The organism is Streptomyces sp. SID8374 (genome assembly GCF_009865135.1).
Taxonomy (GTDB): domain Bacteria; phylum Actinomycetota; class Actinomycetes; order Streptomycetales; family Streptomycetaceae; genus Streptomyces.
This window is the reverse complement of the sequence record NZ_WWGH01000001.1, coordinates 5,045,204-5,071,867: the sequence shown is the minus strand read 5'-3', so window position 1 is coordinate 5,071,867 and position 26,664 is coordinate 5,045,204. Positions and strand designations below refer to the sequence as shown.

Below are 26,664 nucleotides of genomic sequence, written 5' to 3'. Positions count from 1 at the left end.
TCAACGTGTCCCCTCGGCGTCTGCGGGGCCGCCGCGCCGGCGGCGCGGGCGTCCGATGGAGCCCCGGTCGTTCTTGAAGGTGCCGCTGTTCCTCTTGGCCAGGGCGCTGCCCTTCTTGGGCGTCGCGCTCGGTTTGACGATGCCCAGTTCTCCGGCCAGACCCCACAGGGCCTGCTTGACGGTGCTCTTGGCGTCCAGTTCGTGCAGGCGGCCGGAGTCGACGGCGGCCTGGAGCTCCTTGAAGTTGGCGGGGACCGCGACGGCGGCGACCCGGGTGCCGGTGATCTTCTGGATCAGGGGCGGCTGGATCTCGGTGTTGCGGGTGAAGCGGTTGACGAGGGTGACGGTCTCCTCGGCCTTGCGGATCTGGAGCCGTTCCCACATCCGTACGATGCGTTTCGCGCCGCGCACCGCGACCACGTCCGGGGTGGTCACCAGCAGGGCCGTGTCCGCCATCTCGATGGCCGCCGCGTTGGCCCCGTTCATCTGGCCGCCGCAGTCGATGACGACGATCTCGTACCGGGAGCGCAGGGCGCTGACGATCTGGCGGGCCGAGCGGTCGCTGACCTCCTCGCCGCGTTCGCCCTCGCCGGGAGCGAGCAACAGGGCCAGGCCCGTGGAGTGGGAGAAGACGGCGTCGGCGAGGACCCGGGGCGAGATGTCGGTGATCAGGGCGAGGTCGACGAGGGAGCGCCGGAACTGTACGTCGAGGAAGGAGGCGATGTCGCCGGTCTGGAGGTCCATGTCGACCAGGGCGACGGTGTGGCCGGACGCCTGGGCGGCCAGGGCGAGCTGGATGGCGGTGACGGTGGCGCCGACGCCGCCCTTGGCACCGGTGACCGTGACGACCGTGCCGCCGGGGCCGGTGAAGACGTCGTTCGCGGAGGAGAGGTGGCGGCGGACGCCGGTGGACCACTGGGCGGCGGCCTGGACCCGGTTGGCGAGCTCCTCGTACCCCACCGGCAGGGTGACCAGGCCGCGGGCGCCGGAGTCCATCGCGTCGGCGAAGAGGTGGGGACTGGCGTCCGTGGTGATCATGACGACCCCGACGGACGGGAACCGCAGGGACACCTCCCGGATCAGCTCCAGGGCCGGGACCGGGCCGATCCGCTCGTGCACCAGCACCACTTCGGGCAGCTCGTCGAGGGCCTCGCCCGCGAGGCGGGCCAGGGTGTCGATCAGCTGGGTCGAGTCGGTGACCGGTCCGGCCGGTTCGGCGTCGGGCAGCTGGCTGAGCAGGGTGGTGAGGGAGCGGGCCGCGTCGGGGTCGCCGACGGCCGGGAGGATTCTGGTGGTCATCCGATCCTCACTTGTCCTTGTCCAGCGTGTAGGTGCGGTCGCCCGGGCGGATGGTGCCGTCGCTGCCCGGGGCGACGAGCGCGAGCCGTACGTGGTCCGCGAAGGACTCGGCGTAGGCGATGCGCTGGGTGTCCAGCGTGTTGAGGGCGAAGGTGATCGGCACGGCTTCGGTGACCTGGCTGCGCCGGTCGTCGGCCGAGGGATTGAGGGCGGTGAGCTTGCCGACCTCCAGCACCTTGGCGTTGGAGACGATGACCTTGGACTGGGCGGGGGCGCCGTTCTCCCGCTGCTCGCCGGCGAACGTGGCGTAGATGTTGACCGTGGCGCCCGGTGTGATCTTGCCCGCGACGCCGGTGGCGGCGTCGATCATGATGGCGATCTCCTGCTCACCGGCGCGGAGTTCGGGTTTGCGCACCATCATGTCCGACTGGAGCAGCGAGCCTTCGCGGAGCTGGGTGACGGCGATCTTCGACTCGACCTCCCGCAGGTCGGTCACGGCGTTCGCCGAGAGCCAGCGCTTGGGCATCGTGATCTTCTCGAACTGACCGCTGTTCAGGGCCGTATAGGGGGCCACATCGGTCTTCAGCTGGTAGGCGGTCACCTCGGGGCCCACCTTGGAGTTCACATCGCTGATCACCGAGAGCACGCCGGCGAAGGCACCGAAGGCACACAGGACCGACAGGAGCAGGAGTATCACGCCGCGGCGCTGGCGGGAGTTCATGGGCCGGACAACCTCGTTCGAATCGGATGCGTGGGGCAGCGGACAGAGAGGGATGTGCGGTGAGGCGGTACGGGCCGGGGTCCGGGCGCCTGGGCCGGACGGGCCTAGGGACCGGAACGTTCGCCGGCTTCCAACTGGAGGACACCTGTGGGCGGCCGGCGGTTCTCGGGAGCGGCGAGCGGTGCGGAACAGAAGGCGCAGCGGTCACCGATGAGCTCCATCTCGCACCAGTGGCACTTCTCCCGGCGGACGGAGGAGACCAGTTGGTACAGGACGGAGAGGTCCGGGAGGTGGGCGGCGAACTCCACCAGCTTTCCCGTGCCCCACCAGCGCGGGGAGTCGGCGGGCAGGCCCGTGTCGTGGACGGCCTGGACCTTCCAGGCGGGCGCGAGGGTCTCCTGCACCCAGTCCGAATGCAACTGCCCTTTGGCGACGAGAAGTTGCGTACGGAATTCGGGTCCGGTCAGGGGTTCGGCGGCCGGGCCCACCTTGATGAGCTGCGGCTCGGGCCCGGCGAGTACGGCGAACTGGGAGCCGGGGAGCCAGGACTTGGCGTGGCTCTTGAGGCTGACCGGGACCCGGTCCAGCTTGGCGACCGAGTTGAGCAGGGCGCCCGCGTAGATGTAGTGCGAGAGCAGCCGGGCGGCGGAGGCGACCACCCCGGGGCTGAAGTCGCAGATGGACAACTGCCGCATCTGGCGCACCAGTACGGCCACGCCGAGGGGCGGCAGGTCCACCTTGACCAGGGCGATCCGGTCGCTCTCCAGGACCGAGCGGATGGAGTGGAGCCGGCGTTCGTGCTCGGGCCGGATGCCGGACGGATAGAGGGCGATCACATATCCGTGCTGTTCGAGCAGGAGATGCATGTCGCCGATCGCCAGCTCCAGGACCTGGGCGTCGGGAGCCTGGAGGAGGGCCGCGGTCGGTGTCTGCTGATCGGTGGGCGGCAGCACCAGATCTGCACTCGTCACTGCTATCGCGGTCGGCACGCTCTTCCCCGTTCGGCTCCGGCCGACGTCGGGACGTCGGCCGCAATCGCTCCTGCTCCGTGCTCCTGCCCCAGCACTTTAGCCACGTCTCACCAGGCAGAGAACAGTTATCGGAGACCAGTGCGTCATCATGCGAACACCGTTCGTACGCGGGTCGGGTGCTAAACGGGATGAAATCGATTCCGGTCAACTTCCCTGCCATTGCGGAGCGTTACCGAACCCGTCATCCGGAATCCGGGCGCGCTTCCATTCCCGCACGTCAGGGCGGACGGGAGAGCGTTCCGGACCATTCCGGCGGCCCGTTCTCGTCACGGTGCGAAGACCTTCACCAAGATCACCCGTGCGGGTAGCGGGAGGCGGGTGACAGGTCACCTTCCGGCAAAGAAATTCCGGCCCGGGACGCCCCGGGGAGCCGCCCGGGCATCGGGCCGCCCACCCCTCCGGAAGGGCCTTTCACTGCCAGAGGTCTTGACAACTTGATTGGTCTGGACCAGTTTATCCGCCAGCGGTGACGACCGCTTCCGCCCCATCCGCACGGCCCTTCCCCATCCCCGCCGCCGTGCACCCGCCCGTCCGGTACGCCCGCACCGCCGCACCACCCCCGCCACGCACCACCAACTCCCCACGGAGGCCCCCGTGCAACGCTCCGCAGGCAGCAGAAGACGCAAAAGGCACAACTCCCGTCCCTTCCTCGGCGGCGCCATGGCCGTCATCGCGGCGGGCGCCCTGACCGTCACCGGACTCGTCTCCACCGCCCAGGCCGCCGACGTCAACAACGCCAAGAACGCGGGCTTCGAGTTGGGGCTCGCCAACTGGTCCTGTTCCGCCGGAAGCGGCACCACCGTCTCCTCCCCCGTGCGCAGCGGCACGTCCGCGCTGAAGGCCACCCCGGCCGGCCAGGACAACGCCAAGTGCACGCAGACCGTGGCCGTGAAGCCCAACTCGACGTACGCGCTGAGCTCCTGGGTGCAGGGCGGCTACGCCTACCTCGGGGTGACCGGCAGCGGAACGACCGACGTCTCCACCTGGACGCCGGGCTCCTCCACCTGGACCAAGCTGTCCACGAGCTTCAAGACCGGCGCCAGCACCACGTCGGTGACCGTCTACACCCACGGCTGGTACGGGCAGTCCGCCTACTTCGCCGACGACGTCGAGGTCACGGGCCCCGACGGCGGTGGTGGCGGCGAGCAGCCCCCGGTCCTCCCGGGCACCCCCGCCGGCCTCACCGCGGGCGCCACGACGACGTCCTCGGTCGCCCTGTCCTGGAACGCGGTCTCCGGCGCCACGGGCTACAAGGTGTACCGGGACGGTGTGCAGGCCACCACCGCCACCGGCACCTCGGCAACGGTCACGGGGCTGGCCGCCGACACGGCGTACCAGTTCTCGGTGAGCGCCACCAACGCGGCCGGTGAGTCGGTCAAGTCGGCCGCCATCACCGCCCGTACGGCGAAGCAGGGTACGGGCCCCGGCCCCGGCACCACCGTGCCCAAGCACGCGGTGACCGGCTACTGGCAGAACTTCAACAACGGCGCGGCCGTCCAGAAGCTCACCGACGTCCCCGCCGACTACGACATCATCGCGGTCTCCTTCGCGGACGCCACCGCGACGCCGGGCGCGGTCACCTTCAAGCTGGACACGGCCGGGCTGAACGGCTACACCGACGCCCAGTTCCGCGCGGACATCAAGACCAAGCAGGCGCAGGGCAAGAACATCATCATCTCGATCGGCGGCGAACTGGGCACGATCCGGGTCGACAACGACGCCTCCGCCACCGCCTTCGCCAACTCGGTCTACGCGCTGATGCAGGACTACGGCTTCAACGGTGTCGACATCGACCTGGAGAACGGCCTCAACGCCACGTACATGACGAAGGCGCTGCGCCAGCTGTCGGCGAAGGCGGGCAGCGGGCTCGTCATCACGATGGCCCCGCAGACCATCGACATGCAGTCGACGTCGGGTGAGTACTTCAAGACGGCGCTCAACATCAAGGACATCCTGACCGTCGTCAACATGCAGTATTACAACAGCGGTTCGATGCTCGGCTGCGACGGCAAGGTCTACTCGCAGGGCTCGGTGGACTTCCTCACCGCGCTCGCCTGCATCCAGCTGGAGGGCGGCCTCGACCCGAGCCAGGTCGGCATCGGCGTCCCGGCCTCCACCCGCGGCGCGGGCAGCGGCTACGTCGCCCCGTCGATCGTGAACGCCGCCCTGGACTGCCTGGCCAAGGGCACCAACTGCGGCTCCTTCAAGCCCTCGAAGACCTACCCGTCTCTCCGTGGCGCGATGACCTGGTCGACCAACTGGGACGCGACGGCAGGCAACGCCTGGTCGAAGGCGGTGGGCCCGCACGTCCGCAGCCTGCCGTAACCGGCAGCACCACCGCACCACCCCGAACCCGCAGCGCCGCCGCTCCCCCGGCGGCGCTGCGGCGTTCCGTAAGCCCCTGTGTCACCAGGGCAGTTCCCGCACCTGCTGCACGCACAGCACGACGAACAGCAGCCCGGCGAGGGCCAGCATCCCGTTGCTGAGCGGGCCGTTGCGCCATTCCCTGGGCGTACGGGAGGAGTTGAGCAGCCACAGCAGGGTCAGGGCGAGGAACGGCATGAAGAACGCGCCGAGCACGCCGTACGCGATGACCAGGCCGAAGGGCTCGTCCAGCCAGAGCAGGGTCATCGGCGGGAAGGTCAGCCAGAGGAGGTACGCGCGGAAGGGCAGCGAGCGCTGCTGCCGGTCGACGACGGCCGGACCGGCGTGCTCCTCGTCCGGGGCCACGGGCGCCCGGAACCGCTCCACGAAGTCGGCGAACATCAGGCTCACCCCGTGCCAGACGCCGATCAGCGACGAGAAGGAGGTGGCGAAGAAGCCGACCAGGAAGAGCTTCGCGGTGCCCGCCCCGAACCGGTCCTCCAGCACCTTCCCCAGGTCGATCAGCCCCCGGTCGCCCGAGGTGAGGGCGATCTGCGAGGCGTGCAGCAGCTCGGCGCCGACGATCAGCATGGCGACGACGAAGATGCCGGTGGTGATGTAGGCGACCCGGTTGTCCAGGCGCATCACCTTCATCCAGGAGGAGTTGCCCCACCCCTTGGCGTTGACCCAGTAGCCGTACGCCGCCATGGTGATCGTGCCGCCGACTCCGCCGATCAGCCCGAGGGTGTAGAGCAGCGAACCGTCCGGCAGTACGGGGACGAGCCCGGCGAACGAGGCCCCCACATCCGGCACCACCCGGGCGGCCACGTACACGACCACCACGAACATGATCCCGACCAGCACCGTCATGACCTTCTCGAAGACGGCGTACCGGTTGAACCAGACGAAGGCCAGCCCGGTCAGCCCGGTCACGATCGCCCAGAACTTCAGCCCCGGCCCGTCCGGGAAGAGCGCCACGATGGGCAGGGCGCTGGAGGACATGGCCGTCGCGCCGTAGATGAAGCCCCAGATGACGACGTACACCGCGAAGTAGACGGTCGTCCACGCGCCGATGCTGCGCCAGCCGTCGAAGAGCGTGCGCCCCGTCGCCAGGTGCCAGCGCCCGGCCGCCTCGGCGAGCGAGATCTTGACGAGGCAGCCGATCACCGCCGCCCACATCAGGGTGTACCCGAACTTGCTGCCCGCGACGAGGGTCGCGACCAGATCGCCTGCCCCGACCCCGGTCGCCGCGACGACGATCCCGGGGCCGATGTACTTCCAGCTGGATTTACGCGGTCGGGAGGCCGGCTCCCCTGTCTCTGTGGTTGCGTCTGTCTCCGACATGCCGATCAAGGAAGCGCAATCGGCGGGGCGGCACAAGGGGGCGTGCGGGGATCGGGTGGGCGGGGGCGCTATGGGTGGGCCGCCAGGCAGCCAGTTCACCTCGTTGCCGATCACCGCAGGACTCGGGGTGCGGGCGGGCCGACTGCCTGCCCTGCACCGTGACTTCCTCGACCGGATACTGGTCGCCCAGGCGCAGATCGAGGGGATGATCGAGGGGATGACCGTCGTCACCCGCGACAAGTGAATCCCGCAGTACGAGGTCCCGGTCATGGCCGTCCGAACGGCCTGGCGGGAGTGCGGTGCGTGCTCGCACCGCACTCCCGCCGGCCCGGGGCCCAGAGGGCTGACGCCCCCTAGATCACCAGGCTGAGCAGCGCCGCGACCGCGAAGCCCGCCACCGACAGCACGGTCTCCAGCACCGTCCAGGACTTCAACGTGTCGCGTTCCGAGATGCCGAAATACTTCGACACCATCCAGAAGCCGCCGTCGTTCACATGCGAGGCGAAGATCGAACCCGCAGAGATGGCCATGATGATCAGCGCCAGGTGGGCCTGGGAAAGGTCCTGGCCCTCCACCAGCGGGACCACGATCCCGGCCGTGGTGACGATCGCGACGGTGGCCGAGCCCTGGGCGACCCGCAGGACGACCGAGATCAGCCAGGCGAGCAGGATGACCGGCAGCCCTACGTCGTTGAACGTGTCGGCCAGCGCGTCCGCGATGCCGCTGCCCTTGAGTACGGCGCCGAAGATGCCGCCCGCGCCGACCACCAGCAGGATGTTGCCGACGGGCTTGAGCGAGGACGTGGAGACGGACTCCAGGGACTTGCGGGACCAGCCGCGGCGGATGCCGAGCAGGTAGTACGCCAGGAACAGGGCGATCGTCAGGGCCACGAACGGGTTGCCGAAGAACTCCACGACCGAGCGGAGAGTCGAAGGGTTCAGCGCGATGGAGGAGAACGTCGCCGCGAGGATCAGGATCAGCGGGGTCCCGATGATCGCGAGGACCGTGAGGAGCGGCACCGGCTTCTCGTGCGGGGTGACGCCCGCCGCCCGCTGCTCGGCGGCGACGGCCGCCTTCGCCTCTGCTGCCGCCTCGACCATGTCCTGCGGTACGTCGACGAAGATCCGCTTCCCGATCCAGGAGGCGTACGCCCAGGCGGCCAGGACGGACGGGATGCCGACGACGGCGCCCATCAGGATCACCCAGCCGAGCGAGACGTCGAAGAGTCCGGCGGCGGCCACCGGGCCCGGGTGCGGCGGCAGGAACGCGTGGGTCATCGACAGGCCCGCCAGCAGCGGCATCGCGTAGAGCAGGATCGATTTTCCGGAGCGCTTGGCGGCGGCGTACACGATCGGTGCGAGGACGAAGATGCCGACGTCGAAGAAGACCGGGATGCCGAAGATGAGGCCGGTGAGGCCCATCGCGAGCGGGGCCCGCTTCTCACCGAAGAGGTTCAGCAGGCGGGCGCTCAACACCTCGGCCCCGCCCGAGACTTCGAGGATGGCGCCGAGCATCGTACCGAGCCCGATGATGATCGCGACATGGCCGAGGATACCGCCCATGCCGGACTCGATGACCGAGACGGCGGCGGATTTCTGCACGGTGCCGAAGAGTTCGGTGACCGAGAGCCCGGCGCCGAGGCCGACGGCTATGGAGACCGCGAGCAGGGCGACGAACGGCTGGAGCCTGACCTTGATGATCAGGAAGAGGAGGAGCGCGATACCGAGGGCGGCAACGGTCAGCAGACCGGCGGTGCCGTCGATCAGGAGGAGCAGGCCACCGGTGTGCGGTGGCGTCTCGACCGGCGGTGGGGTGGCGGCGAGAAACAAGGGGACTCCGGTGGTGCTGGAGGAGGGCAGGGGGGAGCGCGGCACGGCGCCCCCGGGAAGCGGGGCGCCGCGCCGTACGGCGAGTTGGAGAGTTGCTGCGGGTGGGGCAAGGCGATCAGTACGGCAGGACCTTCGGTGGAGCCGGGACGGTCAGCTGAGCCGGGAGCGTCAGCTCAGCACCGCGAGCGCGTCGTCAGCCGAGCCGGGAGCGTCAGCTCAGCACCGCGAACGCGTCGTCAGCTGAGCCGGGACCGTCAGCTCAGCACCGCGAGCGCGTCGATCTCGATCAGCAGGCCCTTGGGCAGGCCGACGTAGACCGTCGTGCGGGCCGAGGGGGCCTCCTTGAGGTTCTGCTCGGCGAAGTACGCGTTGTAGATCTCGTTCATCTCCGCGAAGTGGTCCACGTCGGTCAGGTAGACGCGCATCATCATCACGTCGTCCCAGCTCGCGCCGCCCTCCTCCAAGATCGCCTTGACGTTGGCGAAGGTCTGGAGGGTCTGCTCGCGCAGGGTGGGGCCGGCCGGGGTCGGGGCCTGGCCCTCGACGGCCGGGAGGAAGCCGACCTGGCCGGCGACCTGGAGGATGTTCCCCTTCCGCACCCCGTGCGAGAACTTCGCGGGCGGCGTGGTGTGGGTGGAGGGGGTGAGCGCGGTCTTCTCGGTCATGGCTGATCAGGCTTTCTTGGGTCGGTTGGTGCCGGAATACTCCCGGCTGATGGTCTCGGCGGTGCGCCGGACCAGCGGGAGCAGGGTGAGGAGCTCCTCGGCCGTGACGACCACGTTCGGTGCGGAGACCGACATGGCCGCGACGACCCGTCCGTCGGCGCCGCGGATGGGGGCGCCGATGCAGTTGATGGACTCCTCGTGGCCACCGAGGTCGGTGGCCCAGCCCTGTTCGCGCACGACGGCCAGCTCCTTGAGGAAGGCGACCGCGTTCGGCGTCGAACGGGACGTGTACATGGGGTAGTCGAGCTTCTCGGCGATCGCGCGCCGCTCGGGCTCGGTGAGGTCGGCCAGCAGCAGCTTGGCCACGGCCGCGACGGTGATCGCGACGGGCTTGCCGATCCGCGAGTACATCCGGACCGGGTAGCGGCTCTCGACCTTGTCGATGTAGAGCACTTCCTGCTCCTCGTAGACCGCGAGGTGCACGGTGTGCCCGCACTTGTCGTTGAGTTCGACCAGGTGGGGGTGGGCGATCTCGCGTACGTCGAGGTTCTCGACGGCCTCCTGGGCGAGCGCGAAGAGCCGGGCGCCGAGACGGTAGCGCTGGTCCTGCTGGCGGTAGACGAGCCCGTGCTCGTGGAGCGTACGCAGCAGGCGCAGCGCCGTGGACTTGTGGACGCCGAGCCGCTCGGCGACCTGGCCGAGGTCGGCGGGGCCCTGGGCGAGCAGCGGCAGGATGCTGAGTGCCCGGTCGACGGTCTGGCTCATGGCGTACGTACCTCCTCGGGGGCCCGGTCGGCTGCGGTCCAGCCGGGGCCGAGACGAAGTCTCCCCCAGGCGTCGTCGTCGAGGGCGACGAGGCGGTCGGCGTGGTCGCGGGCGGGCGGCTCGGTGAGGTCGCCGGGGACGGTGAGCACGGCGGCGGCCATGAGATGCCCGTGCCGGACCCGGTCCCGTACGGGCAGCCCACGCAGGGTCGCGGAGAGGAACCCGGCCGCGAACGCGTCCCCGGCCCCGACGGCGGCGACGACGTCCACGCGGAGGGCGGGGACGGGGGTGACCGTTTCAGCCCCTCCGCCCTCCGTGGGGCGCGCGGCCGCACCCGAAGAGCCGGCTCCGGCGGCAATTTCAGCCCCTCCGGCGTTCGAGGAGCGGCGCCCCGAGAACACCGTCGCGCCCGCGCTCCCCCGCTTCACGACCACCACACCCGGCTCCGGCAGCGCGGCCCGGATCGCCTCCGCGCCCACGATCCCCCACGCCTCCTCCGCCTCGTCCTCCCCGACGAACACCAGGTCGCAGCGGCGGGCCAGCTCCAGCAGCACGGTGGCATCACCGCCCCGCCACAGATGCGGCCGGTGGTTCACGTCGAAGGACACCAGCGGGCGGCCGGGCCGGGGCGCGGTGAGGTCCCGCAGCAGCTCCAGGCAGTCCGCCGACAACGCCGCCGTGATCCCGGACAGGTGCAGCACACGACCCGCGAAGACCTCCTCGTACGGCACATTCGCCGGCGACATCGCGGACGCCGCCGACCCCGCCCGGTAGTACGCCACCTCGTGCGCCCCCGCCCCGCGATCCGTCGCCGTACGGAAGTAGATCCCCGTTGGACGCACCGGATCCCGCCGCACGGCCGACGTATCGACCCCGTACCCCGCGATCGTCTCGACCAGATGGTCGCCGAAGCCGTCCGCCCCGACCCGCCCCACCCATGCCGCCCGGTGCCCGGCGGCGGCGAGCGCGCAGGCCACGTTGGACTCGGCGCCGCCGATCCCCCGCCCGAAGGACGGCACATCGGCGAGGCGGCCGGGCTGCGAGGGCAGGAACGTCACCATGGACTCACCGAGACAGACGACCTCGGTGGTCGCGTCGGCGCGGGCCGTCCCTGCTGCGGGTCCGGACACTGAAGGCTCCTCGCTGATCGGCGTGCGGGCCGGTGGTCACCATTGACCGGGCATCGGCTCGGATGTTAGACAGCGTTGAGCGATATGCGCAATGGGTGTTGCACATGATGCAACGTACTTCGAGGAGCTTCCCTTGGCAGCCGAAAGCCTCACCGCCCGAGCCGAGCAGCTGGCCGCCGGCCTCGCCGAAGAACGCGTCGACCACCGCTTCAAGGCGCTCCCGCCCGACGCCGAGGGCCTGACCGTGGGCACCCTGGCCGCCGAGCGCCGCAACCTCTTCACCGGCGGGTTCACCACCCCCGTCCTCGCCCTCTCCGCCGAGTCCGTCGAACACAACCTCGCCCTGCTGGAGACGTACGCCGAACGCCACGGCCTCGCCTTCGCCCCGCACGGCAAGACCTCCATGTCCCCGCAGCTCTTCGCGGACCAGCTGAAGCGCGGTGCCTGGGGCATCACGGCCGCCGTGCCGCACCAGGCCCGCGTCTACCGGGCGTACGGCATCGGCCGGATCTTCCTCGCCAACGAGCTGGTCGACCCGGTCGCGCTGCGCTGGCTGGCCGGTGAGATGACGGCCGACCCGGAGTTCCGCTTCATCTGTTACGTCGACTCCGTGCGCGGGGTGGAGCTGATGGAGCAGGCCCTGAGCGCAGCGGGCGCCACCCGCCCCCTCGACGTGGTGGTGGAGCTGGGCGCGGGCGAGGGCGCACGCACCGGGGCACGGACCGAGGCCGACTGCGCGGCGGTGGCCGACGCGGTGGCGGCGGCCGGGTCGCTGCGCCTGGTGGGGGTCGCCGGGTACGAGGGCGAGGTGCCGGACGCCGATCCCGAGCGCGTACGGGCCTGGCTGCGGCGGCTCGTAACGCTCGCGGCCGACTTCGACGCCGAGAAGCGGTTCACCGGCGCCGAGGAGATCGTCATCAGCGCGGGCGGCAGCGCCTGGTTCGACGCGGTGGCGGACGTCTTCGCGGAGATCGGCGAACTCAGCGCCCCCGTACTGAAGTTGCTCCGCTCCGGCGCCTACGTCTCCCACGACGACGGCCACTACAAGCACCTCACCCCCTTCAACAGGGTTCCTGAAGAAGGTGCGTTGGAGCCCGCCTTCCGCCTCTGGGCCCAGGTCGTCTCGCGCCCGACCGGTGAGCAGGCGTTCCTCAACGCGGGCAAGCGGGACGCGGCCTACGACCTGGACCTCCCCGAGGCGCAGGTGGTCCGCTCGGCCCGGGACGGCTCGGTCCGCCCCGCCACCGGGATCACCGTGACCGGCCTCTCCGACCAGCACACCTGGGTCCGCACTGAGGAAGGGGCCGAGCTGGAGGTCGGCGACTGGGTCGGCATGGGCCTCTCGCACCCCTGCACCAGCTTCGACAAGTGGCAGCTGATCCCGCTGGTCGAGGCGGACGGCACGGTCGGCGACTACATCCGCACGTTCTTCTGAGCCGTTCCGTCCCCGCTCCCTGAAAGGCCACCCATGGACCTGGTCCTGCGCGACGCGCTCGTCGTCGACGGCACCGGCGAGCCCTCCTACCGCGCCGATGTGGCGGTCGACGGCGGCCGGATCACCGAGATCCACCGCGAGGGCTCCCCCGGCCCCCGCCCCACCGCCACCCGCACGGTCGACGCCGACGGCCTCGCGCTGGCCCCCGGCTTCATCGACATGCACGCCCACAGCGACCTGGCGCTGCTGCGCGACCCGGACCACGGAGCGAAGGCGGCGCAGGGCGTCACGCTCGAAGTGCTGGGCCAGGACGGCCTGTCGTACGCCCCGGCCGACGACCGTACGCTCGCCGAGGTCCGCCGCTCCATCACCGGCTGGAACGGCGACGGCTCCGACATCGACTTCGACTGGCGCACGGTCGGCGGCTACTTGGACCGGCTGGACCACAACTTCGGCGGGCAGGGCATCGCGGTCAACGCGGCCTACCTGATCCCGCAGGGCACGGTCCGGATGTACGCCGTCGGCTGGGACGACCGCCCGGCCACCGACGCCGAACTGGCCCGGATGAAGGAGCTGGTGGACCAGGGCATGCGCGAGGGCGCGGTCGGCATGTCGTCCGGCCTGACCTACACCCCGGGGATGTACGCGGACGACGCCGAACTCACGGAACTCTGCCGGGTGGTGGCCCGCCACGGCGGCTACTACTGCCCCCACCACCGCAGTTACGGCGCAGGCGCACTCGAAGCGTACGAGGAGATGGTGCAGCTGACGCGGAACGCCGGCTGCGCCCTCCATCTCGCCCACGCCACCATGAACTTCGGCGTGAACAAGGGCAAGGCTCCCGACCTCCTCGCCCTCCTGGACGGCGCACTGGCCGCCGGAGCCGACATCTCCCTCGACACGTACCCGTACACCCCCGGCTGCACAACACTGGTCGCCATGCTGCCGAGTTGGGCGAGCGAGGGCGGCCCGGAGTCGGTCCTCACCCGGCTCGCGGACGCGGAGAGCGCGGAGAAGATACGGCACCACCTGGAGGTGCTGGGGTCGGACGGCTGCCACGGGGTGCCGATCGAGTGGGACACCATCGAGATCTCCGGCGTCAGCGCACCGCACCTGGGTGAGTATGTGGGCCGTACGGTGGCGGAGTCGGCCGGGCTCCGGGGCGAGGAGCCCTGGGTGACCGCTCGGCGGCTGCTCACCGAGGACCGGCTCGGGACGACGATCCTCCAGCACGTGGGCCACGAGGAGAACGTCCAGCAGATCATGCGCCACCCGGTGCACACCGGCGGCAGCGACGGCATCCTCCAGGGCGACAAGCCGCACCCGAGGGCGTACGGCACGTTCCCGCAGTATCTGGGGCGGTACGTCAGGGAGTTGGGCATCCTCTCGCTGGAGGAGTGCGTGGCCCACCTGACCTCCCGCCCGGCCGCCCGGCTGCGGCTGGCGGACCGGGGCCTGGTACGCGAGGGCTACCGCGCGGACCTGGTGCTCTTCGACCCGGGGACGGTGGCGGCGGGCTCCACGTTCGAGGAGCCGCGCACGTTGCCGGTGGGCATCCCGCACGTGCTGATCGACGGCCGGTTCGTCATCGAGGACAGCCGGCGTACGTCGGTGCTGGCGGGCCGGGCGGTGCGGGGCGCGGGCGCGGGGGCGGCCTGAGCACCCCGTACGCCCTGTGCATCCTTTACGAGGCGTCGGCGCGCCTTACGAGGCATCGGCGGCCCGCTCCGCCGCCCAGGCGAGGTCCTCCTCGGTGGGGGCGTCGTCCTGGGTGAGCGCGCGCCGCCAGTAGCCGCTGAACTCGACGGCGGCCTTGGGCAGTTGCCGCTCCCCCACCAGATGGCGGCGGAGCGCCCGGACCGCCGACGCCTCGCCCGCCACCCAGGCCGCGTCCACCCCGTCGAGGTCCGCCCCGGCACCCCGTACCGCCTCCACGAGCGAGCCGCCCCGGTCCCGGTGCACCCAGCGCACCTCGGCCCCTCCCGCAGGGGTCGGCAGCTCCACCTCCTCCCCGGCGTCCGCCACCTCGGCGTACACGAGCGCCCTGGTCGTGGCCGGCAGCGCCTCCAGCACCGTGGCGACGGCCGGGAGCGCCGTCTCGTCCCCGGCGAGGAGCATGAACTCGGCCTCCGGCAGCGGGCGGGCGTAGAGGGACGACGGGCCGACCATGCCGAGGACGTCACCGGGGCGGGCGTCCGCACCCCAGCACGAGGCGGGACCGCTGTCGCCGTGGAGCACGAAGTCGACGGCCATCGTGTTGAGTCGGCGGTCGTAGGAGCGGACGGTGAAGCTGCGCATCCAGGGCCGCCGCGCCTCCGGGATCGCGAGGAACGCCTCGTACCAGCGCATGCCGTACGGGTCCTCGGCGCCCAGCTCCGGCAGGAGCCCCTCCGCCACGCTCCGCCCCTCGCGCGGCAGACAGAGCTTCATCTGCTGGTCGGGGCGGTCCTCCATGAGGCGGGGCAGCGCGTCCCCGGTGAAGGTGACCCTGGCCGTGCGCGGGGTGATCCGCTCGGTCCCGGTGACCCGCACATAGCTGACCGGCATGGCCTGACCCATGATGGCGCACCCTCTCCCTGCTACCTTTACACAGTAAAGAATTACCCGTCCGAAGTTACTTTATGGCGTAAGGAGTCGCAAGTGGTGGTCTTTGCCGGGCAGGGTGACGCCCGCCGCTCCCTCTCCCTGCTCTGGCGCGCGGAGGCCGCCGCCCCGGCGCGCGGAGGCCCCGGGCCCAAGCCCCGGCTGAGCGTGGACGCCATCGTGGCGGCGGCCGTCGCGGTCGCGGACGAGGAGGGCATGGCGGCCCTGTCGATGCGGGCGGTCGGGGACCGGCTGGGCCGGACCGCGATGGCGCTCTACACCCACGTACCCGGCAAGAGCGAGCTGCTGGACCTGATGTACGACGCGGTCCACGCCGAACTCCCCTCCGCCTACCCGGAGTCGGAGTCGGACCCGGACGACTGGCGGGCGCCGCTCACCGCGTGGGCCGGGGAGGTCCTGGAGTTCTACGTACGCCACCCCTGGGTGCTCCAGGTCTCGCAGGCGCGGCCGGTGCTGGGCCCGCACGAGTACGCGAACCTGGACACGCTCGTCCGGCTGCTCGGGGCGACGGGGCTGGAGGCGCGGACGGTGCGGCGGCTGGTGGGGACGCTGTTCCCGCTGGTGCAGGGGTCGGCGCGGACGGTGGCCGATGCCCGACGGGCCGCGACGGCGACCGGGAGCTCCGACGAGGAGTGGTGGGCGGCGCGCTCGGCGGCACTGACGGAGCTGGTCCCGGACTTCGCGGAGCGCTTCCCGGCGGTGATCGCGCTGGAGCGGGACGGGACGCCGGAGCCGCACCCTGAAGGCGGTGGAGAGGACGCACTGCCGTATCCGGAGCGGGAAGCGCGGGAGACGTTCCGGGTGGGGCTCGGGGTCCTGCTGGACGGGATCGACGCGGCGAGGGCGGCGCAGGACGCGGCGAGGGCGACACCGAAGGACGCGCGCGGGAAGAACGCGCAGGGGGACACGCGGAAGGGCGCCCGGAAGGCATGACCGCGCCGGGCGGCCCTGGGATCAGGACCGCCCGGCGCACCTACGAGGCAGGGCAGGAGCTACGGCTTGGGGAGCCCGCAGCCCTCACGGTCCAGGTCGATCTTGTTGCCGGTGCCGATGCACGGGACCATGTTGTACGTCTGCTGGGCGTAGTTGATGCCCTCGCGGACGGTCACGTTGCCGTTCTCGTCGACCTCGCACGGGTTGTTGTCCGTGCACTCCTGGCCGCTCTCGTTACCGGTGTTGTTGACGGCGACCACCTTGCCGGTGGCGTCGTCGATCACCGGCGAACCCGACGTACCGCCGATGGTCTGGCACTCCGGGGTGTAGCGGACGGAGTCCTTCCAGGTCCACCGGCCTTCCTTGAGCTGGTGGACGAAGCCGTCGATGTCGCAGCTGTAGGTGCGCTTCCAGTAGCCGGAGGCGACGGTGATGGCGGTGCCCGCCACCGGGTGGGCGGTCTCCAGCTCCAGCGCCTGGATGCCGTAGCTGTCCTCTATCTGCTGGTAGGTGGAGGTGAGTTCGTAGAGCGAGAGGTCGGTGTCGGTCATCGTGCCGTACGCGATCTTGCTCGCCTTCAGTGTGCCGACGCCGGTGCCCGAGGCGTTGAGCAGTGTGAACGTCCGCGTGGACGGGCGGTCGACGAGCACCTCGCCGGGGCCCGGGAAGCCGGTCTCCAGGCAGTGCCCGTTGGAGAGCACGAGGGCGGGGTCGGTGGGTGCGGAGTCGGGCGAACGGACCACGGAGCCCGAACAGTTGCTGAGTGCGACGGTGCCGGCGAAGGTCACGGCCTTCGCGGCGGGAGCGGTCTCGGTGGCGGATTCCTGCGCCTGTGCGGATTCGGCCGCGACGGCGGGCGCGATGCCCGCGCCCAGGAGCAGGGCAGCAAGAAACGCACCGATGAGAGGCTTGTTCATGTGGGGGGTCCCCTCCAGTGATGCCAGAACCGGAGATCTTCCGGCTTTTGACATGCGCATGGTTCCCCAGATGTCAGGCCATCACAAGGGGTCACTTCCGGCCAAGGCGTCCCGCCCGGGGAAGACATGCTCGCGCCCCCACTCCCCCAGCGGCCCCAGAGCGGCGTTCAGCGCGACTCCCCGGGCCGTGAGTGAATACTCCACGCGCGGCGGAACTTCGGCGTACTCCTCGCGGTGCACGATGCCGTCGTCCTCCAGCTCCTTGAGGTGGGAGCTGAGCACCTTCTCCGTCACCCCGGGGACGGCTCGCCGCAACTCACCGAAGCGGCACGGCTTCTCGTCCAGCGCCCACAGGATGAGCACCTTCCACTTGCCGCCGATGACGTCCATCGCCGCGTCGATCCCGCAGACGTACGCCCCCGGCCTCCGCATGGCCCTCATCGCCCACCCCTTCCCCGCCTGGTCACTCACCACCGGGTAACCACCCACTCCCAAGTGGGTACTTGTCGCTCCCGGCCCCGTCGACCAGCCTAATCCGCATGCCCGACAACGCATCAGCACCGACCGCACCGACCTCGCCCACCCCTCTCACCCTGCTCGGCCTCGGCGCCATGGGCACCGCGCTCGCCCGCACCTGGCTCGCCGCCGGGCACCCCCTGACCGTCTGGAACCGCAGCCCCGGCCGGTCCGCCGAACTCGCCCTGCGCGGCGCGCGGGTGGCCGACACCGCGGCGGACGCCGTGGCCGCGAGCCCGCTCGTCATCACGTGCCTGCTGGACGACGCGTCGGTCCGCGAGGCGCTGGCCGACGCCGACCTCACCGGCAAGGACCTGATCGACCTCACCACCTCCACCCCGGCCGAGTCCCGCGCCCGTGCGGGCTGGGCGGCCGAGCGCGGCGCCCGCTTCCTGGACGGCGGGATCATGGCCGTACCGCCGATGATCGGTGCGCCGGAGGCGGGCGGCTACATCCTCTACAGCGGCCCGCGCGCCCTCTTCGACGAGCACCGGGATGTGCTGTCCGTGCCCGCCGCCACCCGGTACGTCGGTGAGGAGTCCGGCCGGGCCGCGCTGTACGACGTGGCGCTGCTCAGCGCGATGACCGCCATGTTCGCGGGGGCCCGGCACGCGTTCGCGCTGGTGGAGAACGCGGGGGTGGACAGGGAGGAGTTCGGGGGGCTGGTGGCCGGCTGGCTCGCGGCGATGGCTCCGGCGACCGCCGGGTTCGGCTCCGCCCCCTCGGCCGAGGACGTGACCAGCCCGGCCGTGGTGGAGGCCGGGGACGCGGCGCTGTTCCGTACGGCGCGGGAGCAGGGCGTGGACACGGGCCTGCTGACCGCGTCGGCGGGCGCGGTGACCGGGATCTGACGGTCCGACGCGCCGGGACGGGGGTCCGGCGCGCCGGGGCGGGGGGGTCCGGGGCCCAGGTCTCCCCGGGGCGGGGGCCCAGGTCTCCCCGGGGCGGGGGGCCGACGCGCCGGGGTCGGGGGCCCAAGGCCCAGGTCTCCCCAGGCCGGGGGCCCATGCCTCCCCGGGGCGGGGGCCCAGGTCTCCCCGGGGCCGGGGCCCAGTTCTCCCCAGGGGCCAAGCCCCAAGGGGCTCTCCCCCATTCGGGCTCGGTCCCAGGTCCCGGTCCGCGTGGCCGCGCGGCCTGGTCCCGCGGCCTGAGGCGCCGCGCGGCCCCGGCTGCGTACGGTCGGGGTATGACACTCGACCTCGACGCCTATTTCGCCAGGATCGGCTGGTCCGGGGAGCTCCACCCCACGGTGGAGGTGCTGCGGTCCCTGCACCGCGCGCACGCCCTGGGCATCCCGTTCGAGAACCTGGACCCGGTGCTCGGCTCGGCGCCCTCCCTGGACCTGGCCGACCTGGAGGCCAAGCTCGTCCACGGCGGGCGGGGCGGTTACTGCTACGAGCAGAACACCCTCTTCGCCACCGCCCTGCGGCAGCTCGGGTTCACCGTGACGCTGCTGGCCGCCCGGGTGCTGCTGGGCGCGGCCCCGGGCGATGTCCGGCCGCGGAGCCACATACTGCTGCGGGTGGACGTGCCGGACGTGGCGACCCCGTACGTGGCCGATGTCGGGTTCGGGACCGTCGGCGCGCTGCTGGAGCCGATCGAGATGGTGGCGGGGGCCGAGCTGGACGACGCTCCGCGCCGCCACCGGCTCGTCACGGTGGCCCACGAGGGGCCGCTGGAGATGTGGGAGCTGCAAGCCGAGAAGGGCGGCAGCTGGGAGGCGCAGTACAGCTTCACGCCGGAGCCCTTCGAGGGCCCGGACTTCGAGATGATCAACTGGTACGTCGCGACGAGTCCGCATTCGCCGTTCGCGCAGGCGGTGTACGCGCAGCGCGCCCTGCCCGACGCCTCCCATCTGTCGCTGGCCGGTCTCGACCTGGTCGAGACGGCGGAGGACGGCACGATCAAGGAGCGGCTGCTGTCCGGCCCCGCCGAGGTCGTCCAGGTACTGGAGGACGGCTTCGGCATCCGCGTCCCCGAAGGCGCCGCCCTGCCGGGGTGAACCCGAAAGGCTTCCGCCGCTCCGCCCGCGTGGCGCATCTCACCCGGCCGGGCGCCTCACGCCCCATTCCAAGCCGCGACGCCGCCCGGACCGGCCGATCCCACGGTCCGGGCCCGGGGCGGCCTTGCCGATGGAAGCCGGAGCGCGGGGGCGGACGGGCCCGGAGGTCGCGAGGACGGCGCAATCTCCGCGCACCGCGCGAAACGCGGCCGTAAGCTCGCGGACATGCAGGTCATCCAGTCCACGAAGCTCGCCAATGTCTGTTACGAGATCCGGGGCCCCGTGCTGGAGGAGGCGATGCGGCTCGAAGCGGCCGGTCAGCGCATCCTCAAGCTCAACACGGGCAACCCGGCCGCGTTCGGGTTCGAGTGCCCGCCGGAGATCCTGGAAGACATCCTGCGCAACCTCGCGGGCGCGCACGGCTACGGGGACGCGAAGGGCCTGCTCTCGGCGCGGCGCGCGGTGGTGCAGCACTACCAGACCAAGGGCATCGACCTCGACGTCGAGGACATCTACCTGGGCAACGGTGTCTCCGAGCTGATCCAGATGTCGATGCAGGCGCTCCTCGACGACGGCGACGAGGTCCTCGTACCGGCCCCGGACTACCCCCTGTGGACGGCCTCGGTCTCGCTGGCCGGCGGCACGGCCGTGCACTACCGGTGCGACGAGCAGGCCGACTGGATGCCGGACCTCGCGGACATCGAGCGGAAGATCACCGACCGCACCAAGGCTCTGGTGATCATCAACCCGAACAATCCGACCGGTGCGGTGTACGACGACGAGATGCTGCGCGGTCTCACCGAGATCGCCCGGCGCCACAACCTGATCGTCTGCTCCGACGAGATCTACGACCGCATCCTGTACGACGGCGCCACCCACACCCCCACGGCGGCGCTGGCCCCGGACCTGATGGTGCTGACCTTCAACGGCCTCTCCAAGAACTACCGGGTGGCCGGCTTCCGCTCCGGCTGGCTGGCGGTCTGCGGCCCGAAGGCGCACGCCTCCTCGTACATCGAGGGGCTCACGATCCTGGCCAACATGCGGCTCTGCGCCAACATGCCCTCCCAGCACGCGGTGGCCACGGCGCTCGGCGGGCGGCAGTCGATCGAGGACCTGGTGCTGCCGGGCGGCCGGATCCTGGAGCAGCGGGACGTGGCGTACGACCTGCTGACCTCGATCCCGGGAGTGACCTGCGTGAAGCCGAAGGGGGCGCTGTACCTCTTCCCGCGCCTGGACCCCAAGGTCTACAAGATCAAGGACGACCGGCAGATGGTCCTGGACCTGCTGCGGGCCGAGAAGATCATGGTCGTGCAGGGTACGGGGTTCAACTGGCCGGAGCCCGACCACTTCCGCATCGTGACGCTGCCCGCGACCGAGGAGCTGACCGACGCGATGACCCGGATCGGCTCGTTCCTGGACGGTTACGGACAGCCGTAGCCCCCGAGGCCCGGATCACGCACAAACTTAGACTCAATCCAATGTAGGATGGAAACCCAGCATCACCGGGAGGCCATCCATGTACGAGCCGATCCGCACCGCATCGGTCCACAGCCCGGCCGACGAAGCGGACTTTCCGCACCGCAGCCGCGAGGAGGAGCTGGACATCCAGCTCGCGGGGCATCTCGCCGCCCTCCTCGCGGTCACCGACGAACTCGGCCTCGGCCCGGCGGGCGACCGTATCGCCGAACAGGTGGCACGCCTGCGCGGCGCCCTGCCCGCCCGGCACGCCGCGCTGACCGACGCCGCCCCGGCGTCCCTGCACCGCCGCGCCCACGCCCTGGCGGGCCGCGCGCTCGTGGTGGCCGCGTCCCGCGCCGACACCACCGCCGCCATCCTCTCCGCGCAGCGGATGGACGCCCACACCGAGGCCCTCGCCTCCACCCCCGCCGAGCAGCTCGTCGGCGCCCACTGACGGCCCCGGTCCGCGTGCCGCCTCGGCGCACGGACCGGGTGCCACGGCCTCCGCCCAGGCTCAGGCGCGTCACCACCCAGCAGAGCCGCCACCACCTCGCAACGAGGCCGGCCCCCGGAACCGTGAGGGGGTTCCGGGGGCCGGAGGGGCTGTCCGTGGTCGGGGACGGCCCCGGGGCTGTCGGCGATGACAGGCCCCGTACCGCGGCGGGTCGTCGTACCCACAGGTCAGGGCGGATGTCCGATGGACCCGGCCGCGGGGTTCAGAGGTTCGAGCGGGCGTACGGGCTCAGCCCAGCCGCTCCACCAGCGCGCGGTACTCGTCCCACAGCTCCTTGGGCGTGTGGTCGCCGAAGGTGTTGAGGTGCTCGGGGACCAGGGCGGCCTCCTCGCGCCAGACCTCCTTGTCGACCGTGAGCAGGAAGTCGAGGTCGGACTCGGAGAGGTCCAGGCCCTCGGTGTCGAGTGCGCCCTTGGCCGGCAGGATGCCGATCGGGGTCTCGACGCCCTCGCCCTTGCCCTCCAGTCGCTCCACGATCCACTTCAGCACGCGGCTGTTCTCGCCGAAGCCGGGCCACACGAACTTGCCCGCCTCGTTCTTGCGGAACCAGTTCACGTAGTAGATCTTCGGCAGCTTCGACTGATCGGCCTTGTCCGCACCGACCTTGACCCAGTGGTTCATGTAGTCGCCCATGTTGTAACCGCAGAACGGCAGCATGGCGAACGGGTCGCGGCGCAGCTCGCCGACCTTGCCCTCGGCGGCCGCCGTCTTCTCGGAGGCGACGTTGGCTCCGAGGAAGACGCCGTGCTGCCAGTCGAAGGACTCGGTGACCAGCGGTACGGCGGAGGCGCGGCGGCCGCCGAAGAGGATCGCCGAGATCGGGACGCCCTTGGGGTCCTCCCACTCGGGCGCGATGATCGGGCACTGCCCGGCCGGGACGGTGAAGCGGGCGTTGGGGTGGGCGGCGGGCGTCTCGGACTCCGGGGTCCAGTCGTTGCCCTTCCAGTCCGTGAGGTGCGCGGGCGCCTCCTCGGTCATGCCCTCCCACCAGACGTCACCGTCGTCCGTCAGCGCGACGTTGGTGAAGACGGAGTTGCCCCACATGGTCTTCATGGCGTTGGCGTTGGTGTGCTCACCGGTACCGGGCGCGACACCGAAGAACCCGGCCTCCGGGTTGATCGCGTAGAGCCGGCCGTCCTCGCCGAACCGCATCCAGGCGATGTCGTCGCCGATGGTCTCCACGGTCCAGCCGGGGATGGTCGGCTCCAGCATGGCGAGGTTGGTCTTGCCGCAGGCGGAGGGGAAGGCGGCGGCGACGTACTTCGACTCGCCGCGCGGCGGCGTGAGCTTGAGGATGAGCATGTGCTCGGCGAGCCAGCCCTCGTCGCGGGCCATCACGGAGGCGATGCGGAGCGCGTAACACTTCTTGCCGAGCAGGGCGTTGCCGCCGTAGCCGGAGCCGTACGACCAGATCTCGCGGTCCTCGGGGAAGTGCGAGATGTACTTGGTGGTGTTGCAGGGCCACGGGACGTCCTCCTGGCCCTCCTCCAGGGGTGCGCCCAGGGTGTGGACGGCCTTCACGAAGAAGCCGTCGGTGCCCAGCTCGTCCAGGACCGCCTGGCCCATGCGGGTCATGGTGCGCATCGAGACGGCGACGTACGCGGAGTCGGTGATCTCGACGCCGATCGCGGAGAGCGGCGAGCCGACGGGTCCCATGCAGAAGGGGACGACGTACATGGTGCGCCCGCGCATGGACCCGCGGAACACACCGTCGGCACCGGTGAAGATCTCCCGCATCTCGGCGGGGTCCTTCCAGTGGTTGGTCGGCCCGGCGTCCTTCTCCTCCTTGGAGCAGATGAACGTACGGTCCTCGACGCGGGCGACATCGCTCGGGTCGGACGCGGCGTAGTACGAGTTCGGCCGCTTGATCTCGTCCAGCTTGGTGAACGTGCCCTTGGCGACGAGCTCCCCGCACAGGCGCTCGTACTCGGCCTCGGAGCCGTCGCACCAGACCACCTGGTCCGGCTGGGTGATCGCTGCGATCTCGTCGACCCAGGAGATCAGCTCCTGGTGGTGGGTGGGGACAGTGAGGGGAGCCGCGATGTCGCGCGCCACGATCGCTCCTTGATGAGGGTGTGTGTTGTCAGGTGCCCCGTGGGGGCTGCGACCCGGATGCTTCGTACCCTTCGATCCCCTGGCGCTCATCCGGTGCCGACCGCACTCATTTGATCATCCGACCGTTTCGCCCATATGTCCAGGGGGCCGCACACGTGAGCATCGCCACTCATATCCGTTACCTACGGTTGCGTAGGTAGCATGCGGATATGACTGACGCCGCTGCTGCCGCCGCGACCCCAGGACCTGCCTCCGCGACTCCTGAACCTGCCGACAGGCCGACCACCGGACCCGTCGAACTCGACCCCGTACCCGTCAAGCCCCGGATGCGCGGCTGGCTGCACGCCGGCATGTTCCCGGCGGTGCTGATCGCCGGAATCACCCTGATCGCCCTCACGGACAGCACCCGCGGCCGGATCGCGTGCGCCATCTACATCGCCACCGCCTGCCTGCTCTTCGGCGTGAGCGCGGTCTACCACCGCGGCACCTGGGGCCCGCGCGGGGAGGCGGTGCTGCGCCGCCTGGACCACGCCAACATCTTCCTGATCATCGCGGGGACCTATACCCCGCTGACCCTGCTGCTCCTGCCCGAATCCACCGGACGGCCCCTGCTCTGGGCGGTCTGGGCGGCCGCGGCTGCGGGCATCGCGTTCCGGGTCTTCTGGGTCGGCGCCCCGCGCTGGCTCTACACGCCGTGCTACATCGCGATGGGCTGGGCGGCGGTCTTCTTCCTGCCCGACTTCATGCGGACGGGCGGCATCGCGGTCCTGGTCCTGGTCGTCGTGGGCGGGCTGCTCTACAGCGCGGGCGGCGTGATCTACGGCATCAAGAAGCCCAACCCGTCGCCGCGCTGGTTCGGCTTCCACGAGGTCTTCCACTCGCTGACGCTGGCGGCGTTCGTGGCGCACTACGTGGGCATCTCGCTGGTGGCGTACCAGCACGGGTAGGTCCCCGTACGGGTACGGGGGGGGTGCGTCGCTACGAAAAGGGGCCGGTCACTCAAAGAAAGCAACCGGCCCCTCACGCATCCTCCCCGGCCTCAGCCGCCCAGCTTCACCGCCAGCTCGGCCGCATCCGTGGTCGGCGCGTCACAGACGAAATGCCGGCAGACGTACGCGGTCGGCGCCCCGCCCACCAACGGCCGGTCCACCAGCAGCGGGAACTCGGCCCCCGCACCCGGTCCCTCGCCCGCCGCGACGACCGCACCGGGCGCCCGGCCCAGCAACGCCGTACGGTGCAACTCCCCGCCGACCGGCCCGGCGACGGCCACCTCACGGGGCCCGTCCAGCAGCGCCTCGGCGACGGCGAGCCCCCAGCCGATGAACCGGGGCGCACGCGGGGCCAGCGCCTTGACGACCCCGAGCGCGCCTTCGGCGGCGGTGCGGTGGGGTTCGGACCCGGTGTACGCGGCGTACGAGAGCAGAGCGCCCGCCGCAGCGGTCCACCCGGCCGGTGTGGCGCTGTCGGTCGGATCCTGCGGCCGCCGGATCAGCTTCTCGGCCTCGTGGGCGGTGTCGTAGAGCTGCCCGCCCTCACCGGTGAACTGCTCCAGCACGACATCGAGCAGGAACCCGGCGAACTCCAGCCAGGCCCCTTCCCCTGTCACAGCGGCCAGCGCGAGGAACCCCTCGGCGACATCGCCGTAGTCCTCCAGGACGCCCGCGTTGTCCCCGGCGCGCCCGTCCTTGGAGGTACGGGTCAGCCGGGCGACTTCACCGAGATGGACCCGGACCAGCAGATCGGCGGCCTCGGTGGCGCGCTCCACGAGGTCGGGCCGGTCGAAGTAGGCGCCGGTCTCGGCGAGGGCGGCGATGGCCAGCCCGTTCCAGGCGGCGACCACCTTGTCGTCCCGCCCAGGACGCGGCCGCTCCTCACGCGCCGCCAGGAGCCGCGCCCGTACGTCGGCGACGCGCCCGGCGTCCACGGGTCGCCCTTCACCGGAGAGCTGAAGAACAGAAGCGCCCTCCTCGAAGGTGCCCTCCTCGGTCACCCCGAAGTACGCGGCGGCGAAGGCCCCGTCCTCCTCACCGAGCACCGCACGCAGCTGCGCGGGGGTCCACACATAGAAAGCACCCTCGACATGCTTCCCCTGCGCGTCCTCGCTGTCGGCGTCCAGCGCGGAGGCGAAGCCGCCCTCGGCGGTACGGAGCTCCCGCACCATGAAGTCGGCGGTCTCCAGGGCGATGCGGCGGGCCTCGGCGGACCCGGTGGTGCGCCAGAGGTGGGCATACACCCGACACAACAGCGCATTGTCGTACAGCATCTTCTCGAAGTGCGGGACGACCCACTCCCGGTCCACGGAGTACCGCGCGAACCCGCCGCCGAGCTGGTCGTAGATCCCGCCCCGGGCCATCGCCGAACAGGTGTCGGCGGCCATCTGGAGGGCCCCTTCGGACCCGGTACGGGCGTAGTGCCGCAGCAGGAACTCCACCGCCATGGACGGCGGAAACTTGGGCGCACCCCCGAACCCGCCGTGCTGCTCGTCGTACTCCCGGGTCAGCCCGAGCAACGCCTGCGCGATCTCCGACTCCCCCGGCACCCCGTCCCCGCCATGCGCCAGCGACCGCCCGGCCAGATCGGCAACGATCCGCCCGGCCACCTCGGCCACCTCCTCACGCCGGTCGCTCCACGCAGCGCTCACCCCTTCGAGCACCTGCTGAAAGGAGGGCGACCCGTGCCGGGGCTCGGGCGGGAAGTAGGTCCCGAAGTAGAAGGGTTCGGCATCGGGCGTGAGGAACACGGTCATGGGCCATCCACCCTGCCCGGTGGCCGCCTGCACGGCCTCCATGTACACGGCGTCGACATCGGGCCGCTCCTCCCGGTCGACCTTCACGGCGACGAAGCGCTCGTTGAGGTAGGCCGCGACGGCCTCGTCCTCGAAGGACTCGTGGGCCATGACGTGGCACCAGTGGCACGCGGAGTAGCCGACCGACAGCAGCACGGGTACATCACGCCGTTTCGCTTCCTCGAACGCCTCGGGTCCCCACGGCCACCAGTCGACCGGATTGTCAGCATGCTGAAGCAGATACGGCGAGGTCACACCAGCCAACCGGTTCATACGACCCAGCCTCTCACGCCGACC

The 26,664-nt window shown here is 71.0% G+C and carries 23 protein-coding genes; 10 read left to right on the top strand and 13 right to left on the bottom strand.

Annotated elements, in window-relative coordinates; all coding sequences use genetic code 11:
• From GTY67_RS22715 to GTY67_RS22705, 3 genes are all read right to left on the bottom strand, one after another.
• A complete protein-coding gene (locus tag GTY67_RS22715; RefSeq protein WP_161279808.1) occupies positions 1 to 1,299 on the bottom strand; it encodes an AAA family ATPase in 1,299 nt (432 codons plus the stop codon).
• 7 nt (positions 1,300 to 1,306) lie between these two features.
• Positions 1,307 to 2,020, bottom strand: a complete 714-nt coding sequence (gene cpaB / locus GTY67_RS22710; RefSeq protein ID WP_093690824.1) for a Flp pilus assembly protein CpaB — start codon at positions 2,018 to 2,020, stop codon at positions 1,307 to 1,309.
• 104 nt (positions 2,021 to 2,124) lie between these two features.
• Complete coding sequence (locus tag GTY67_RS22705; RefSeq protein ID WP_343238729.1) at positions 2,125 to 2,991, bottom strand: hypothetical protein; 867 nt, start codon at positions 2,989 to 2,991, stop codon at positions 2,125 to 2,127.
• Between the two features lie 654 nt (positions 2,992 to 3,645).
• On the opposite strand from GTY67_RS22705, the gene GTY67_RS22700 reads away from it, so the two are divergent.
• Positions 3,646 to 5,376, top strand: coding sequence for a glycoside hydrolase family 18 protein (locus tag GTY67_RS22700; protein ID WP_343238728.1), 1,731 nt, complete (start codon positions 3,646 to 3,648; stop codon positions 5,374 to 5,376).
• Between the two features lie 81 nt (positions 5,377 to 5,457).
• Here the strand turns inward: GTY67_RS22700 and GTY67_RS22695 are convergent, their stop codons facing one another.
• Positions 5,458 to 6,759 (bottom strand): Nramp family divalent metal transporter, encoded by a 1,302-nt coding sequence (locus GTY67_RS22695; protein WP_161279807.1) that lies wholly within the window; start codon positions 6,757 to 6,759, stop codon positions 5,458 to 5,460.
• 70 nt (positions 6,760 to 6,829) lie between these two features.
• Between GTY67_RS22695 and GTY67_RS22690 the strand changes: the two genes are divergently transcribed.
• Positions 6,830 to 7,003 carry a hypothetical protein gene (locus GTY67_RS22690; protein WP_237502670.1) on the top strand — a complete coding sequence of 58 codons (174 nt, stop codon included), beginning with the start codon at positions 6,830 to 6,832 and terminating at the stop codon, positions 7,001 to 7,003.
• Between the two features lie 109 nt (positions 7,004 to 7,112).
• Here the strand turns inward: GTY67_RS22690 and GTY67_RS22685 are convergent, their stop codons facing one another.
• The 4 genes from GTY67_RS22685 to GTY67_RS22670 form a co-directional block, all read right to left on the bottom strand.
• Positions 7,113 to 8,588, bottom strand: coding sequence for a gluconate:H+ symporter (locus GTY67_RS22685; protein WP_161280228.1), 1,476 nt, complete (start codon positions 8,586 to 8,588; stop codon positions 7,113 to 7,115).
• A 254-nt stretch (positions 8,589 to 8,842) separates the two neighbouring features.
• A complete protein-coding gene (locus GTY67_RS22680) occupies positions 8,843 to 9,253 on the bottom strand; it encodes a RidA family protein (protein WP_030561417.1) in 411 nt (136 codons plus the stop codon).
• 6 nt (positions 9,254 to 9,259) lie between these two features.
• Entirely contained in the window at positions 9,260 to 10,018 is a 759-nt protein-coding gene (locus GTY67_RS22675) for an IclR family transcriptional regulator (RefSeq protein WP_161279806.1), read from the bottom strand.
• Positions 10,015 to 11,148: a sugar kinase gene (locus tag GTY67_RS22670; RefSeq protein WP_161279805.1), complete on the bottom strand. Its 1,134-nt coding sequence runs from the start codon at positions 11,146 to 11,148 to the stop codon at positions 10,015 to 10,017. The genes GTY67_RS22675 and GTY67_RS22670 overlap by 4 nt, the downstream gene beginning before the upstream one ends.
• Before the next feature lie 91 nt (positions 11,149 to 11,239).
• On the opposite strand from GTY67_RS22670, the gene GTY67_RS22665 reads away from it, so the two are divergent.
• Entirely contained in the window at positions 11,240 to 12,583 is a 1,344-nt protein-coding gene (locus GTY67_RS22665; protein WP_237502669.1) for an alanine racemase, read from the top strand.
• A gap of 33 nt (positions 12,584 to 12,616) precedes the next feature.
• Positions 12,617 to 14,242: a D-aminoacylase gene (locus tag GTY67_RS22660; RefSeq protein WP_161279804.1), complete on the top strand. Its 1,626-nt coding sequence runs from the start codon at positions 12,617 to 12,619 to the stop codon at positions 14,240 to 14,242.
• 45 nt (positions 14,243 to 14,287) lie between these two features.
• Here GTY67_RS22660 and GTY67_RS22655 read toward each other — a convergent pair whose 3' ends face one another.
• Complete coding sequence (locus tag GTY67_RS22655) at positions 14,288 to 15,142, bottom strand: siderophore-interacting protein (RefSeq protein ID WP_161279803.1); 855 nt, start codon at positions 15,140 to 15,142, stop codon at positions 14,288 to 14,290.
• 81 nt (positions 15,143 to 15,223) lie between these two features.
• On the opposite strand from GTY67_RS22655, the gene GTY67_RS22650 reads away from it, so the two are divergent.
• Positions 15,224 to 16,120 carry a TetR/AcrR family transcriptional regulator C-terminal domain-containing protein gene (locus tag GTY67_RS22650; protein WP_343238727.1) on the top strand — a complete coding sequence of 299 codons (897 nt, stop codon included), beginning with the start codon at positions 15,224 to 15,226 and terminating at the stop codon, positions 16,118 to 16,120.
• Positions 16,121 to 16,179: 59 nt separating this feature from the next.
• Here the strand turns inward: GTY67_RS22650 and GTY67_RS22645 are convergent, their stop codons facing one another.
• Together GTY67_RS22645 and GTY67_RS22640 are read right to left on the bottom strand one after the other, a co-directional pair.
• Positions 16,180 to 17,037 (bottom strand): serine protease, encoded by an 858-nt coding sequence (locus GTY67_RS22645; RefSeq protein WP_093690798.1) that lies wholly within the window; start codon positions 17,035 to 17,037, stop codon positions 16,180 to 16,182.
• Between the two features lie 81 nt (positions 17,038 to 17,118).
• Complete coding sequence (locus tag GTY67_RS22640; protein WP_093690935.1) at positions 17,119 to 17,478, bottom strand: helix-turn-helix domain-containing protein; 360 nt, start codon at positions 17,476 to 17,478, stop codon at positions 17,119 to 17,121.
• A 98-nt stretch (positions 17,479 to 17,576) separates the two neighbouring features.
• On the opposite strand from GTY67_RS22640, the gene GTY67_RS22635 reads away from it, so the two are divergent.
• The 4 genes from GTY67_RS22635 to GTY67_RS22620 all read left to right on the top strand — a co-directional run bounded on the left by GTY67_RS22635 (position 17,577) and on the right by GTY67_RS22620 (position 21,467).
• The gene (locus GTY67_RS22635; RefSeq protein WP_161279802.1) at positions 17,577 to 18,404 is read left to right on the top strand and encodes an NAD(P)-binding domain-containing protein; all 828 of its coding nucleotides are present in this window, start codon (positions 17,577 to 17,579) and stop codon (positions 18,402 to 18,404) included.
• Between the two features lie 335 nt (positions 18,405 to 18,739).
• Positions 18,740 to 19,555 (top strand): arylamine N-acetyltransferase, encoded by an 816-nt coding sequence (locus tag GTY67_RS22630; RefSeq protein ID WP_161279801.1) that lies wholly within the window; start codon positions 18,740 to 18,742, stop codon positions 19,553 to 19,555.
• A 225-nt stretch (positions 19,556 to 19,780) separates the two neighbouring features.
• Positions 19,781 to 20,992 carry a pyridoxal phosphate-dependent aminotransferase gene (locus GTY67_RS22625; protein ID WP_093690793.1) on the top strand — a complete coding sequence of 404 codons (1,212 nt, stop codon included), beginning with the start codon at positions 19,781 to 19,783 and terminating at the stop codon, positions 20,990 to 20,992.
• A 79-nt stretch (positions 20,993 to 21,071) separates the two neighbouring features.
• Positions 21,072 to 21,467: a hypothetical protein gene (locus tag GTY67_RS22620; RefSeq protein WP_161279800.1), complete on the top strand. Its 396-nt coding sequence runs from the start codon at positions 21,072 to 21,074 to the stop codon at positions 21,465 to 21,467.
• 288 nt (positions 21,468 to 21,755) lie between these two features.
• Here the strand turns inward: GTY67_RS22620 and GTY67_RS22615 are convergent, their stop codons facing one another.
• Positions 21,756 to 23,582, bottom strand: a complete 1,827-nt coding sequence (locus GTY67_RS22615; protein ID WP_093690789.1) for a phosphoenolpyruvate carboxykinase (GTP) — start codon at positions 23,580 to 23,582, stop codon at positions 21,756 to 21,758.
• Between the two features lie 209 nt (positions 23,583 to 23,791).
• Here GTY67_RS22615 and GTY67_RS22610 point away from each other — a divergent pair, with 209 nt between their 5' ends.
• On the top strand, positions 23,792 to 24,529 hold the full coding sequence (locus GTY67_RS22610; RefSeq protein WP_093690787.1) for a hemolysin III family protein: 738 nt from the start codon (positions 23,792 to 23,794) through the stop codon (positions 24,527 to 24,529).
• Positions 24,530 to 24,621: 92 nt separating this feature from the next.
• On the opposite strand, the gene GTY67_RS22605 is transcribed toward GTY67_RS22610, so the two are convergent.
• The gene (locus GTY67_RS22605; protein ID WP_161279799.1) at positions 24,622 to 26,640 is read right to left on the bottom strand and encodes a thioredoxin domain-containing protein; all 2,019 of its coding nucleotides are present in this window, start codon (positions 26,638 to 26,640) and stop codon (positions 24,622 to 24,624) included.
• Positions 26,641 to 26,664 lie beyond the last annotated feature (24 nt).